The organism is Thermogemmatispora tikiterensis (genome assembly GCF_003268475.1).
In the GTDB taxonomy this organism is placed as follows: Bacteria; Chloroflexota; Ktedonobacteria; order Ktedonobacterales; family Ktedonobacteraceae; genus Thermogemmatispora; species Thermogemmatispora tikiterensis.
Window position 1 is genome coordinate 2,214,927 of sequence record NZ_MCIF01000002.1, and the last position, 13,720, is coordinate 2,228,646.

The 13,720-nt window shown below is 59.6% G+C and carries 14 protein-coding genes and 1 tRNA gene; 7 read left to right on the plus strand and 8 right to left on the minus strand.

Annotated features, from left to right (window positions below; genetic code table 11):
* Positions 1 to 50 precede the first annotated feature (50 nt).
* Positions 51 to 122: transfer RNA gene (locus A4R35_RS08845), tRNA-Arg, on the plus strand.
* 263 nt (positions 123 to 385) lie between these two features.
* Here the strand turns inward: A4R35_RS08845 and A4R35_RS08850 are convergent.
* From A4R35_RS08850 to A4R35_RS08860, 3 genes are all read right to left on the minus strand, one after another.
* Positions 386 to 832 (minus strand): Hsp20/alpha crystallin family protein, encoded by a 447-nt coding sequence (locus tag A4R35_RS08850; RefSeq protein WP_112428514.1) that lies wholly within the window; start codon positions 830 to 832, stop codon positions 386 to 388.
* A gap of 264 nt (positions 833 to 1,096) precedes the next feature.
* Positions 1,097 to 1,891 carry an ABC transporter permease gene (locus tag A4R35_RS08855; protein WP_112428516.1) on the minus strand — a complete coding sequence of 265 codons (795 nt, stop codon included), beginning with the start codon at positions 1,889 to 1,891 and terminating at the stop codon, positions 1,097 to 1,099.
* Between the two features lie 42 nt (positions 1,892 to 1,933).
* Positions 1,934 to 2,917, minus strand: coding sequence for an ABC transporter ATP-binding protein (locus tag A4R35_RS08860; RefSeq protein WP_112428518.1), 984 nt, complete (start codon positions 2,915 to 2,917; stop codon positions 1,934 to 1,936).
* Between the two features lie 447 nt (positions 2,918 to 3,364).
* Between A4R35_RS08860 and A4R35_RS08865 the strand changes: the two genes are divergently transcribed.
* Entirely contained in the window at positions 3,365 to 4,336 is a 972-nt protein-coding gene (locus tag A4R35_RS08865; RefSeq protein ID WP_112428520.1) for a dienelactone hydrolase family protein, read from the plus strand.
* Between the two features lie 67 nt (positions 4,337 to 4,403).
* On the opposite strand, the gene A4R35_RS08870 is transcribed toward A4R35_RS08865, so the two are convergent.
* The 5 genes from A4R35_RS08870 to A4R35_RS08890 form a co-directional block, all read right to left on the minus strand.
* Positions 4,404 to 4,925: a hypothetical protein gene (locus tag A4R35_RS08870; RefSeq protein ID WP_112428522.1), complete on the minus strand. Its 522-nt coding sequence runs from the start codon at positions 4,923 to 4,925 to the stop codon at positions 4,404 to 4,406.
* A gap of 346 nt (positions 4,926 to 5,271) precedes the next feature.
* Positions 5,272 to 5,775: a hypothetical protein gene (locus A4R35_RS08875; protein WP_112428524.1), complete on the minus strand. Its 504-nt coding sequence runs from the start codon at positions 5,773 to 5,775 to the stop codon at positions 5,272 to 5,274.
* A gap of 208 nt (positions 5,776 to 5,983) precedes the next feature.
* On the minus strand, positions 5,984 to 6,367 hold the full coding sequence (locus A4R35_RS08880) for a hypothetical protein (RefSeq protein WP_112428526.1): 384 nt from the start codon (positions 6,365 to 6,367) through the stop codon (positions 5,984 to 5,986).
* Positions 6,368 to 6,443: 76 nt separating this feature from the next.
* On the minus strand, positions 6,444 to 6,710 hold the full coding sequence (locus A4R35_RS08885) for a hypothetical protein (RefSeq protein WP_112428528.1): 267 nt from the start codon (positions 6,708 to 6,710) through the stop codon (positions 6,444 to 6,446).
* Between the two features lie 98 nt (positions 6,711 to 6,808).
* Positions 6,809 to 8,335 (minus strand): phage portal protein, encoded by a 1,527-nt coding sequence (locus A4R35_RS08890; RefSeq protein ID WP_112428530.1) that lies wholly within the window; start codon positions 8,333 to 8,335, stop codon positions 6,809 to 6,811.
* A 602-nt stretch (positions 8,336 to 8,937) separates the two neighbouring features.
* Here A4R35_RS08890 and A4R35_RS08895 point away from each other — a divergent pair.
* The 5 genes from A4R35_RS08895 to A4R35_RS08915 all read left to right on the plus strand — a co-directional run bounded on the left by A4R35_RS08895 (position 8,938) and on the right by A4R35_RS08915 (position 13,646).
* Positions 8,938 to 9,420, plus strand: coding sequence for a hypothetical protein (locus tag A4R35_RS08895; RefSeq protein ID WP_112428532.1), 483 nt, complete (start codon positions 8,938 to 8,940; stop codon positions 9,418 to 9,420).
* Positions 9,410 to 11,536, plus strand: coding sequence for a phage major capsid protein (locus tag A4R35_RS08900; protein ID WP_112428534.1), 2,127 nt, complete (start codon positions 9,410 to 9,412; stop codon positions 11,534 to 11,536). The genes A4R35_RS08895 and A4R35_RS08900 overlap by 11 nt, the downstream gene beginning before the upstream one ends.
* A 21-nt stretch (positions 11,537 to 11,557) precedes the next feature.
* Positions 11,558 to 12,613, plus strand: coding sequence for a hypothetical protein (locus A4R35_RS08905; RefSeq protein WP_112428536.1), 1,056 nt, complete (start codon positions 11,558 to 11,560; stop codon positions 12,611 to 12,613).
* 72 nt (positions 12,614 to 12,685) lie between these two features.
* Positions 12,686 to 12,976: a hypothetical protein gene (locus A4R35_RS08910; protein WP_112428538.1), complete on the plus strand. Its 291-nt coding sequence runs from the start codon at positions 12,686 to 12,688 to the stop codon at positions 12,974 to 12,976.
* A gap of 73 nt (positions 12,977 to 13,049) precedes the next feature.
* Complete coding sequence (locus tag A4R35_RS08915) at positions 13,050 to 13,646, plus strand: hypothetical protein (protein ID WP_112428540.1); 597 nt, start codon at positions 13,050 to 13,052, stop codon at positions 13,644 to 13,646.
* Positions 13,647 to 13,720: the final 74 nt, after the last annotated feature.

Consider the following 13,720-nt stretch of genomic DNA (forward strand, 5'->3'; position numbering starts at 1 on the left):
GGAAATGGTGACCCATGTTGACAGATATGGTATAATCGTCGGTGGAGCAGGTCCCCGTAGCTCAGTGGATAGAGCACCGGTCTCCGGAACCGGGCGCGCAGGTTCGATTCCTGTCGGGGACACCGGTAGCGATATCCTTTTGTTGGTATCTCCCACTAGAAGCCTGCACAGTCTCAAATCAGGAGCCGTGGCTGTGCAGGTCTTTTTTTGGGGAGAACGTGATAAAGCGGGTCCTAAGCATGTGCAACCGTTCGGTATCCTGCCAGCTCCAGAGCTGAAATAAAAAACCCCTCACCGTTTTCTGGTGACGGTGAGGGGTGTGGCCTGAACTGGCCACGTTTCTGCGATCTCAGTCTCTCCGGGCGCCACAAGCCAGCGTTCAGGCTCAGGCGGCCTTGACGCGGATCTTCTTCGGCTTGTTCGCCTCGCCGAAGGGAACGTTCACGGTCAACACACCGTTCTCGTACCTGGCCTCGATCTTCCCGCTATCAATGTCCTTCGGGAAGGTAATCGTCCGCGCGAAGCTACCGCTGCGAATCTCGCGCACATGCCACTGACCACGCTGCTCCTCCACCTCCTCGCGCGGTACCTCCGCCTTAAGCGTCAGCGTGTTGCCGGTGACGTTCACCTCCAGCTGCTCAGGCTTCACGCCAGGGATCTGCGCCTGAACCTGATAGCCGTGCTCATTCTCTCGCACATTGATGGGGATGGTCGCCGAAGCCTCATCCCAGCGCCAGCCAGGCGCCACAAAGCTCTCCTCAAAGAGCCGATCGATAGCATCCCGCAGGCTGATTACCTCGCGGAAAGGATCGTAGCGGATGATGCTGACCATAGCCGCCCACCTCCTTTCGCACGATTGCCAGGCTTATTTTCCCCGCGCTTCGGGTCCTGTGAGCCTCTGCCGCTCTTCACGGCTGGCTCCGTCTTTCTTTTCTCTGTCTCCGGATTGTCACGATCGTCTCGTCAAGAGACGACCGCCAGCCGTTTCGCTGATCCGTTTGACCTCTCTAGCGAGAAGCTCCTGCTCATGCCCTCTTTTTGGGGCTTCCACCTTACAAAAACAATGAGATGATTTCATTTATTCCCACAGATGACGCTACTCCCAACGGAAAGTCCTGATGGCCACCGCCAGGATGAGAATCATCCAGACCAGCAGTGTCAGCAGGGCTGTGCCGGGGAAAGGAGCGCCGGCAGTCAGAGCAGCCTGCAGCGACTGAGTGAAGGCCGCAGCTGGCAGATACTGAGCCAGAGCTGCCAGGGGAGCTGGTAGGTGGTCAAGGGGCAGAATACCGCCCCCAATGAGCAGAAAGAGCAGATAGAGACCGTTGGCTACTGCCAGGGTTGTCTCAGCGCGCAAGCTTCCGGCCATGGCCAGTCCCAAAGCAGCAAAGGTAATGGTCCCCAGAGCCAGCACCAGAATGGCCAGGCCGGGCGAGCCAACGGGACGCCAGCCATAGAAGAGCAAGGCAATGCCCACTAGCAGGACTACCTGCAGCACCTCTAGCAGCAGCACTGCGACAATTTTGGCGGTGATGAGGCCGCTCCGCGGGAGAGGCGTCGCTCCTAAGCGTTTGAGCACACCATAGTACCGCTCATAGGCGGTCGAGATGCCCAAATGGACCATGCCCGAGGCCATGATGGCTAAAGCCAGGATGCCAGGCAAAAGAAAGTTGATGACTGAGCCTGTGCTCACAGGAATGATCTTGAGCGAGGCAAAAAAGACCAGGAGAATCACCGGGAGAATGAGGGTGACGAGAATGTTTTCACCACGGCGCGCGGTCAGCAGAAGCTCAGCTTTGAACTGGGCCCCAACCTGACGGAGGAATGGAGCTGCCTGCGCCGGCTGTGGCTGCGCCCGTCCACTCTGGCCCGTATTGGCAAAGGTTGTCATAGGTTCACCTCCACAAAGGACGCTTGAGACCTGCCTTTCCACTCATTCACGCATCTCGGAGCCGGTCAGGCGCAGGAATAGCTCTTCGAGCGAGCCATGACCGACACGCAATTCAGTCAGGGTGATGCCGCGATCGCGCAACCAGGCGGTGAGGTCAGCCAGGACCGCGGGCATGCTTTGCGGCGCCGTTTCGAGCAGGTAGCTGCCGGGGCGCACTTCCTCGGCACGTTGGACGCCAGGTAAGGCCGCCAGAGCGCGGCTATCGAGGCCGGCAGGAGCGACGAAGCGTAGAACAGTAGCGCTGTCAACGCCAGTCAGCCGCTCAGGAGTGTCCAGAGCTATGAGCCGGCCATGATCGATAATGGCTACGCGGTCGGCCAAACGCTCAGCTTCATCCATCAGGTGGGTAGTTAACAAGATGGTGACTCCCTGAGCCTTGAGATCGCGAATGATCTCCCAGGTAGCCAGGCGAGCCTGGGGGTCCATGCCTGCGGTAGGCTCGTCGAGAAAAAGCAGTTGAGGATTGCCGACGAGGGCCAGGGCGAGGGCCAGGCGACGCTTCTGACCGCCAGAAAGCCGGCGACAGATGGTTTTGGTGCCAGGGTCAATACCGACACGTTCCAGGAGCTGATCAATGGGCTGGGGCTGCCGATAGTAGCCAGCAAAGAGGCGCAACACTTCCCGCGGGCGGAGCATGGGATAAAGGCCATCCTGCTGGAGCATGACGCCAATGAGCGGCTTGAGACGAGCGGCGTCCCGGATCGGGTCCAGCCCAAGGACGCGTACACTCCCCCCATCGGGGCGACGGTAGCCCTCTAGAGTTTCAACGGTGGTGGTTTTGCCGGCCCCATTAGGCCCCAGGAGGGCAAAGACTTCTCCCCGTCGCACACTGAAACTTAGTTCGTCAACGACACGTCGTCCGTTATAGCTTTTGCAGAATCTATCTACGACGATGGCCGCCTCTGCTCCCTCGGGTGAGGCCGCAAGATCGACCATCCGTCCCGTTGTCTGCGCATGAGCAGACATCATGGCCAGTCTCTCCTTGGTGTGGTCAGCTGAGGCTGGCACCGCTTGCTTCTCATGGCCAGCCCCATTGATAATACACTACCGCAGCCGCTGCTCTCTGACAAGGTGAGTCCGATGAGACTGCCGCCCCAGGCTTGCAATTCTTCAAGCAGTGCATTACAATATGCATATCATACAATTCATATCTTTTCTGCTATACAAGAAATGAGAGGCTTGGGAAGGGTCAGAGAAACGCTGCGTGGGGACGTGCCTGTAGCAGGTGAGCTGTCTGTGATTCGTCAAGGACAGTGTCCCAGAGAGAGACCGCTGCGGACCCACAGAGGGTAACTGTCTGCAGAGAGCAGACGCCTCGCGCCGCTGCCTCGCCTGTCCACCGGCTATGGCTCAATGCTGCACTGATCCGGTTGCAGGCTGTGCGGTTTTGCAGGTAGAAAGAGAGGAGAAAAGATGGAGAATCGCCTGTTGCGCGAGAAGATCCTGGCACGCCTGGGAAGATTTCCCTCGAAGGTGCCTCTGGAGGCAGTCTTTGAGGAGCCTGTCGATGAGGGCGAGTATACGCGTACGCGCGTCACCTACATGGTCGAGCCGGGCGAGATCATGCCAGCCTGGTTGCTACGCCCGCAAGGAGAGAGGCCGAAAAAGGGCTGGCCGGCGATTCTGGCCATTCATCGCGATAGCGAGCGCTGTGAGCTGGGGAAAGGAGAAGTAGCCGGGATCTCTGGCGACCCAATGTATCATTACGGGCGAGAGATCTGCCTGCGTGGCTATGTGGTACTGTGCCCTGATCTTCTCTGCTACGAGGAGCGCCGCCCTTCGGAAGAGATCCGTCGACGGCGGACGGCGCTGATGGGCGAAAATTATGAGCGCTTTGAGTTTACGAAGCGCTTGCAGAAAGGTTCATCGCTGCAGGCGAAGTACTTGCATGACCTGGCTTGCAGTCTGGATCTTCTCAGCTCGCTCCCAGAAGTAGACAAGCAGAACCTGGGAGTGATTGGGCATTCACTAGGCGGGCTTGAGGCGCTCTGGTTGACCTGGTACGATGCCAGAGTGATGGCCGCGGTGGCATCCTGCGGGCTGACGTTGGTGAAGTCACTGCTGCGCGATGGTCTGAGCCAGCCTCTGGTGAACTGCATTCCAGGCTTGCTCGATGTGGCCGATATGGATGACCTGCTTGGGTCGCTGGCTCCAACACCGTTCATGATGGTTGGCGGTGAACAGGACCCGTTCCTTCCGATCGATGGCTTCTATTTTATGGTGAACTACGCGCAGAGTATTTATATTCAGCTAGGAGTACCCGAGCGCTTTCGCTATCTGGTCTTCCAGGGCGGCCATGCCTTTCCTCCAGAGGCCCGCGAGACGGCCTATCTGTTTTTAGACCGCTGGTTGAAACCACTGCCACCGGGCGGGCTGCTGCCTTGAGCAGACCGCTTCTGGCAGAAGGTGGAGAAGGGAAAGGCAGCGCTGTGCCAGACCAGCCAGAGCAGGCTTAGGACAGGCGCCGAAGCTGGATGAAATAGAGGAGAACCAGCAAGGGCGGCAGTGCAGCTAAGAGAAGAAAACCCAGGAAGATCCAGCCGTTGAGACCACTGATGGCTCCCTGGATAAACATCCAGGAGAGATAAGCCAGAAGAGCGCAGAGACAGAGCTTTAGCCCAGCTAGAAGCAAGCGCCCTAGTCGATAGCGGCGCTCGGCCCGCTGGGGAACGGTCAGCAGGGGATGGTGGAAAGCATGCAGGCAACGACTGAGCAAGCTGAGTAGCCCGTAAAGAGCCAGGGCCAGCAGGAAGAAGAGGACGAGAATCCACTTGCTGCCGTTGAGATCGGGATGAATAGAGCCGCTAAGACTGTAGTGGATAGGGATAGTCCTGGGAAGAAAGAGGAGACCCCAGCCGCTGAGAACGGCTATAAGCAGAAGCAGGAGCAGGGTGATTCGTTCCAGGCGCCGTTCAAGCACGGTTGGCGCTAAGCGCAGCGCAGATCGGAAGCGGCTCGTGGAGCTGCTAAGCATGGCTCTGACCTCCTTCTTTGCGACTCTGCTTGAACCGGCCTGCCGCTCGTTTGCACAAAACGTGACTCCCTTGTAATAGAACGAGCGAGCGGTGCTTTCTTCCAAAAGAGGATGCTCTTTACCCCCACCCGCCTGCCATAGATGGCTCTTGCTTATCAGCTCCTCCCAGAATGGCGGGAGAGCCTGGAGAGACTCCGCCCTCTTGCCAGCCTGGCGGAGTTGGAAGAGAATTGCTTGCTCGCCAACTACAGGTCTAGATGAGCGGATGATCGAGCATCTGATGATCCTGATAATTTCTCCTGTTCCAGGAAGCTACCTTGTGATAAGAAGAGAGAGTTGCAGCCGCTCAGCTCGCCTGGCCGCTGATGGCGATGAGGCTCACAATGACGTCGTTGAGCAGACGGCCACGGAAGTTAGCCACAATGGTATAGCGATGGCTGTCCAGCTCTTTTAGCTTCTCGGGGAGAATGGTCTGCGGCAGGGCGTAAATTACCAGGGCGACATGATCCCTTTTGAGGCGTAGAATGTCATCAATATTGTCCTTCCAATCTTCCCAGTAAACCAGCAGAACATCGGCGCGCTCAGCCCGGCCTAGATCCTTGGGCGAAGTGACGATGATCAGGTTTTCTTCACGGAAGAGGTGCGGATCAAGCAAGAGGCTGCGACCGCTGGCGACATTGTCGCCCTTCGCCAGAAGGGCAATTTTCCGGCGCGCTAAACCAAGCCCCAGGCGATAGAGGACAGGCGCAATGCCACGAACCCAGGCGTAGAGGCCCAAGGCAAAGGCAATCAGTCCAGGGAGAGAGAGAATCAGCCCAATCCAGTTCAAAGCGGTAAAGAACGCATCCATGAGGCTTCCTCCTCCTGCAAGCAGCATTTACACCGCAACGAAATGCATAGCATGGCCTGGGTGAGATGTCTTGATCTCTGAGAAGATGCTCAACAGGCTCAAAATGTACAGAGATCTTAACGAGAGCATACCACAGGCAGAGCTTGAAAGCAATACTGTCGCTTAGTAGCGCACTACCGAATCTCGCAAAACAAAGAGAGCCTGCGGCTCAGCGCAGGCGGCGCAGGAGGACGCGCAGATGGGTTCCCCCGGGCAGCAGGCCCACAGGCACGGCCTCAATCAGCTCGTATTTGGCTGCTGCAGCCACGGCAGCGGCGCTGGCCACGGCACAATCGGCCAGGTAGACGACGCCGCTGAAGTCGCTACCCAGAGGAGCAATGAGCAAAAGGTCGGCCTCGGGGCGCGGCGGCAGACCACTGCTGTCATAGATCTGGGGATCAAGGCAGTGCAGGGGACGTACAATGCCTTGTATGAGCCGGTAGCTGTAGCTGCCTCCGCTGAGGACAACAGCGACAAGGCTGCGCTGGCGCCCTGCATAGCTGCGGTTGATGAGCTGGAGTACGTGTTGAGTTTTGCGGGAGTCAAGGGGCACGGGTATATTTCCTTTCCGTCAATACAGCGTCAGATTGTCGAGGTTAACCCGGGCACTGGGCGGGCACAGCCAGCCCTTAAAGGGGAAGCTGGTTCTCCCGGTCATGGTCATCGCTCTCGCCTCCGATCCACCAGGACAGAGAAGTAAGCTCAGGCACGCCGAGGCCGAGAGCGTGGTGAGAGCGAGCAAGTGGATAGCCGTAATGGCGAGCGTCACAGATCAGGTTCCGTCGGCTAGCAGGCCCGGGTAGGCTGTAAGCTGACGAGCTGATAACGGCAGGCGGCGCCTGCTCCAGGCGACGATGGCCAGGCCGAGACAGGCGCAGTGGGCTAGCACGAGACATGGCCGCGGCTCCTTTCTGGAGTGTATCAATGCCCGCTAAGCGGAGCAACAAGCAGACCGCGTGAGAGCCTTTTTGCTCAGCAAGACAAGAGCTAAGGCTCACAGGGGTTGCGACTTCTCTCCCGAATCGCTGACGGCCCCGGGCCTCTCTTCAAGCTGATCGTGCTGACGGCTAATGCGCCCCTTTTCCTCGTGAACATCGATCTCCTCTCCGGCAAACTGGAAGATGAGTCGCATGGCTGTTTCGTCGCTGATCCAGCTCTGGCTTTTCGCAGCACTGAGAGCCGAGACCAGCATCTGCACGGCGCTGGCCAGGGTAGCATGATCGGTAACTTCGATTTCGGGGAAGATGATGTCATAGTGCCTGTCGACCGTTGGGGGCAGTGTGCCAGCCCGCGACGCCTCGTGCAGGACTCGGTCGAGAATGGTGCGCAACATGGCACGCATGACAAATTGCCGGCGTTGAAACTTCAGGAGGGTTGGCAGGCCCATCTCAGCGGCGGTAGCCCGATTGCTGTAGCTGCCGTCAGCAAGGTAATGCTCTGGCAGCTGAGCGCCAACGGCGATCATCAGCTTGATGGCCCGTCCATCCTCGGCAGCCTCGTTGGCATTGATCTCCGGCTTGATGGCCGACCAGGTCTCAGCCTCGTTGTGAATGATCACGCTGCCCGGCTCCGGCGGATAGCTATATTCCATCTTTTTGCGTTCGATGGTCTTGCGATCGGCTCCCTGCAAACGCACATCCCACAAAAATGCTCCCTTGTACTTGTTGATGCGCACGCGATCGGTTAGCCAGTCCTTGTAACGGCGTAGCCAGGGCAGGAGGGTAGCCAGATCGCTTTTGCCGCGCTTAGCGCTGGAGACCTTATTGATGGCGAACTGGACAACCTCTTCACCCGCCTTGAACCACTGTCCCTCAAGAGAAGCGGCAGACGTCGCTGGCTTAGCACCGGGTGAGAGTGCAGCGCTCTGGCCAGAGCCGTTCGGCAGACTGGCTGAGGGACCGACGGGCCGGCGATGGAAACGCAAGGGCTTTTCGATGTCATCGGGATCGGTCTCAATCTCATCGATGAGCGAGGGATCAATCTGACGAATGGTGACCCGCCCATTGTAAGGGTTGACAAAGAAACGGATGAACTGCTCTCCATAAAGGGCCAGCTCGGTACAGAGGGAATACACACGTGTCTCCATCTGGTTCTCGGGGTCGTACCAGAAGTCGAGCAGGACGCGCTGGACGCGCGGGTCGCGCGCGGCGATGGTGACGCCTTTTCCCATGACAAAGCTGGTAGTGATCTCGATGATGGCAAAGGCCAGAGGATTGGCATTGTAGGCCTCATAGCACTGGTTGTGGAGTTCGAGATAAGTGGAGGGAATAGGGTCCTTCTGATACCAGTTGTCCGAGAGACGGCGCCAGAAGTAGTCTTCTTCTACCCCACTGGCAAGCCTCCCCCAGTACCCGTCTTCTTGCATAGGACTGGAGGCAAAGGCGGTAGGACCGAGTTGCTCCCTGACACGGTCGAGAGCCGAGGATTGACCGGTGGAGGAAATGGCCAGGGCGCCAGAGCGCTGAGTTGAGGAAGCGTGTCGATTGGGTAGCCAGCCGGGGAAAGAGAAGCGAGGTGGCATGTGGGACCTCCTCTTGAGGCAGTGATGACAGACAATAGACAACACCTGCTCGCGCTAGAGAACAGGGCGCTTTGTCTGATGCGGAGACCAGAAGCGAGATGCGGCACGGCCAGGGGACACGAAGGCAGCGGTCTCCCGAGCCGTGCGCAGTAGGCGAGGATGTGGCAGGTGGCAAACTGCCAGCTAAGCCAAGTATAGAGTATGACAAGCAACCTGTCAAGAAGAGAGGGTGGGGCGGCAAAGCAGCCAGTCAGGAACAGGCTTGACTTCTCCCTAAGCCTCAGTTATACTTGTCACTTGGTAAGCTTTTCTGGCTTGCCGCCGCACGATGCAACCACGAAACGGCCTCCGGCGTGCCCCTTCACGTTCCGGCAAGGCAATGGTGAGTGTGCCCTCTCGCGCCCACCCATGATCTGTCCTTTCTCGAGTGTGCCTGCAAAGCAGCACTCACCCCACCTTCGCGGCTGCATCGCTGATTTCTTCTCTGTCACCACTCGCCGGCGGCTCTCTGCTCCCAGGCAGGGTAGCCCGCCCCATTCCACTCACTTCCTACGCTTGTGGACTTGTCTATCCCGCCACGGCGAGGAAGGAAGGAGACCCCCATGACCGATGAGCAGTTCCTCGCTCTTCGTTTCCCTCCGCTGGCGCCAGATACTCCCGGCTTGCCCGCGCTGACGCTCCCTGATCCCGAGAAAGCCGACCCTTCTGCTCTCTTCCTCGCGCAGCCGGCTTCCGCTCTCCTCGACCTGCCCTCTACCGATCAACCCGATCCTCCTTTGCCCACGCTGCTGGAACCGCTGCTTCCCCCCAATCTTCTGCGCTTTCCCTCCAGTGAGCACTCTCTGAGACAGGCAGAGATAGCCCCAACCCTGGGCGAAGCACCAGCCACCCTCAGCCCCGAAATAGCCGCCCAGGTTCGGCGTAGCGCCGACGCCCGCCTGCTTCCTCCCACCCTGCACTACGATGAGACGCGTACCACCCAGGACGGCATGACTCACCGCTTGCGCCATCTGGCATCACTGCTGCTAGCGCTCAGCCAGGAGTCGCCTCCCTGGGCCGGCCAGGAGGTTCCTTATGACCGCTGAGCATCCCGTACTTCCCCACATGACCAGCGCGAGCCAGGCCGACCTGGAGCCGAGCGACCACCCCAGCCCTGCTCAGCCCGCGGAGCGCATCCACATCGAGGGATTCATTCGCGAAGGACAGACCTTTCCGCAGGATGAGCACCGCGATGTCCTGGTCACCGTCATTCGCGGCGGAGCCAGTCTTAACGGTTACTACTATAATGAGGCCGTCCTCCAACGCCTCGCCGCTCTGCTCGACAACGCTCACGCCTACGTCGATCATGCCCGTAGCGACGGCGAGAGCGTTACCCGCTCTGTGCGCGACATCGCCGGCTTTTACCGTGCTCCGCGCTATGTGCCACCCACTGCCGGCGAGCCCGGGCGCGTCGACGCCACCCTGCACATTCTCGAATCCGCCGACTGGCTCTGGCGCCTGATCCGCGAAGCCTGTGCTCTGGGTCAGCCGGGCCTGATCGGCCTCTCCATCGACATCTATGGCAGCTGGCAGCTGCGCGAGAGCCAGGATGGCGCCCGTCCCCTGCGCGAAGTGGTCAGCATCAGCGCCCTCAACTCGTGCGATATTGTCACTCGTCCCAGCGCCGGTGGCAGCATCCGCCGTATCCTCCACGACTATTGTCCTTTTCACGAGGCCACCCCCCAGAGAGGTCACCACATGAGCAACACCGCCACCCCGACCAACTCCCCAACTCCCGCACAGACCAGCACCCCCCAAAACCAGCCTGAGCTGCCCGGCTCCCTCCGCGAGCAGGAGCAGACCACCTGCCCCACTCCCTCGTGGGACGCCCTGCTGCAAGAGTTACGCCTTGAGCGCGCCCGCCTCGCCCTGGAGCGACGCCTGCAGGAGGTGCACCTGCCCGAAGCCGTCAAGCAGCATCTTCGCCGCCGCTACGAGGGACGCATCTTCGAGGTCGCCGAATTAGACGAGGCCATTGCCGAACAACGCCGCGTGCTAGCCGAGCTGGCCGCCGTCGGCCTCGTGCGTGATCACGGGTACGCCCGCCCTGAGATCGGCGAGCAAATCACCGAGGCCGAAAAAATCCAGGCTGCCTTCGATCGCATGTTCGAGCTGGAGATCGACACCAGTCGCCTCGGCAACATCCGCGGCTTCACCAGCATCCGCGAAGCTTACGCCCGCGTCACCGGCGACCCGAGCGTCAGCGGATTCTCTGCACGTAGCCTGCTTGGTCAGATCCGTATCGGAGAGCACGCCCCCCTGACGCGCATCAGCGAGGGTGACACAACCACCGCCTCCTTCAGCTACCTGCTGGGGACCTCCATGAACAAGCGTCTCCTCAAAGACTACCAGGCCTGGCCAGCAGAGTGGCAAAAATTCTGCACCATTGTACCCATCAGAGACTTCAAGCAACAGACACGTGTGCGTCTGGGCGCCTTTGGCAGCCTCTCGACTGTAGCTGAAGACAGTGCCTACACTACTCTCAGCCTGACCGATACCGCAGCCACCTACGTTCCCATGAAGCGCGGTAACCTGGTCACCATCTCGCGCGAAACCATCATTAACGATGACTTGATGGCCATCCGCCAAATCCCTACCAAGCTGGCCGTTGCCGCGGCCTATACCCTGGCCGAATTCGTCTACGGTTTCCTCTCGGGCAATCCTACCATCTATGACGGCTCCCCGCTCTTTACGACGGGCAACCCGCACAACAACCTCGGCAACGCTGCCCTCTCGACTGCTGCTATGCAGACCGGGGTTACCGCTATGCGCGAACAGAGCAATTTCGCCGGCAAGCGTATCGGACTGCGCCCGCGCTACCTGGTTGTCCCTCCCGAGCTGGAATGGAGCGCCATGATCGCTACACGCTCGGCGGGCATCCCCGGCTCGCCGAACAACGACATTAACCCCATGATGGGTTATGTCACCCCTATCGTCTCGCCTCAGCTCACCAGCCCAACTCAGTGGTTCCTGGTGGCCGATCCTCGCGAAGTCGACACCATTGAAATTGGCTTCGTTGGCGGCCAGGTCAATCCCGTGCTCTTCATCCAGGACCAGCCCCTCTACGGCCTGAACTTTACCCAGGACGTCATCTCGTACAAGATCCGCCATGAATACGGCGGCGCCGTCGTCGACTATCGCGGTCTCTATCGTGGCATCTAGGTAGACAGGAGGCAGGACCCGATGTCAGGCTACCTCAACAGCGACGGCTCGTTGCTGATCGGGGGAGTGAATCCCGCCGGTCTGGGCCAGGCCCTGCAGCTCGACGCCCAGGGGAATCTGAAAACGACTGCTACCCTCAACGCCGCCTCCGAGCAGAACGTCAATCTGAACCAGCTGAACGGCGTTGCTCCCCAGGCCGATGGTACCGGCGCCAACCGCCTTGGTGTGAGCCTCTACGGCAAAAACAGCGCTCCAGGCGATACCCCTATCCTGCTCGACAGTGCCGGACGCCAGATCGTTAACATCAATAGTTTGCCAGCCCTACCCTCTGGCGGCAATCTGATCGGTCAGGTTAGACTGGCCGATGGCAACAGCAGCAATCTACTGGCTATCGATGGCAACGGACGCTTGCAACTGGTGCCTAACCAGACCATCAACGTCGCCCAGATTGGCGGCATCGCCCCGGGCCTGGATAGCAGCAATGAACTCCGCGTCTCCAATTACGGCAAGAGCAGCAGCGCTGGTGACACCCCTATCCTGCTCGATAGCGCCGGACGTACCCAGGTCAATATCGCTCAGTGGAACGGCGCCGCACCCAGCGTCAGCAACCCTGTCTTCGTACGCCAGCAGTTCAATGAGTGGTTGAGTAACGGCCAGGGCTATAGCGTCACTACCGGCAAGCAAACCAGCACGGCCACAGCCACCACCGGGCTTAGCCTTTTCAATCCGGGCAGCTCCGGTAAAACACTACTGGTCTTCTCCGCCCGCGTGGCCGAGGCCGCTTCGAGCTGGCACCAACTCAACTTGACCAGCAGCGACCCAGCTCTTGGTACCACTCTCACACCGCTCAATCTCAAGGCCGGTGGCCCCGCCAGTGTGGCCAGCGCCAGCATGAGCAATAACAATCTTACGCCAGTGGGCAGCCAGCTCGATACCCTGCTGCTGGTCTCCAACACTACCATCGATTTCCTCAGCAATGGCACCCTGATCATCTTGCCGCCAGGCAACGGCCTGGCCCTCTACGTGGCAACCAGCAGCAACAGCTGGGCGGCCATGCTGAAATGGCTCGAAATCTAACTGGCACCCACCGTCAGCCTCAGCAGTTGATAGGAACAAATCTCCCAGCGGAGAAAGGAGTAAACATACACCATGATGGATATCCTTGAATTCGTCTACGGACGCTACAACGGTGGCAGCACCGTGCCGGCGGGCAGTTACTTCAACCCGCGCACCATGTGCATCTTCCAAACGACCAGCGATGCAGTACTCCCCCAGGACGGCATTTTCTGCCGCGTTGACCCATCGGGCAGCCAGACCTTTGCCACCATCGCCACGGCTCTCAACACCCTGCTCGGTACCAGCTACACGGCGGCGAGCTTCCACGCCTGCGGCACTTCCGACTCGGCTCCACAGCCCGGCCAGGGAGCCAATGATGCCTAGCCTTCCACTCATCTGAAGGCAGCGCCGTCCACAGGCGTCTGGCTCACCCCAGAAAGAGAGCAGAAGAAACGCTATGGGAGTAACCATCAGACGCGGCATCATTCAGGCCTTCAATCCAGGCACATACCAGGCCTCGGTGTTGCTCTTTGAAGCCACTTCCCAGATGCTTCAAGGCGTGCCGGTGGCCAATAGTCTCGACGGGAGCAGCGGCCTGATCGGAGCCTTATGCGCCGTGCTCTTCTTCGACGAACACAATCCCCAGGATGCCGTGGTTATTGCCACCTATGCCAACGGCCTCAGCGGTCTCCCTACACCACCCCCAGGTCGCCTGACCCTGGTCAGCGGCGTGCAACAGATCAACAACGTCGCCATCAGCAATGGAGCCATCGCTACCTTCACACTGGTCGGTGGCAGCAGCGGCATCCCCCTTGGCGCTCTGGCCATCCTGGCCAGGATCTCCTTTAGCGCCAGCAGCCAGCCAGCTCACCTGGACATTGCCCCCCACGGTGGCAATCTTGCTCAGACGGTCACCTGCGGCGACCTGCTCTCCACAACAGCGCGCTGGCAGGGCCAGGCTATCCTGCCGCTTGACAGCAATGGGCAGATCGACATCCGGGCCATAGGAGCGACCTGCACAGTCACACTCACCACCTGCGGCTATATCAGCTAGGGGTCCGAGTCTTGTCCCCTACCGCGTCGCGGGGAGCGACTTCAGTCAGCTTCCGCTACGCTGAACGAGGTCTT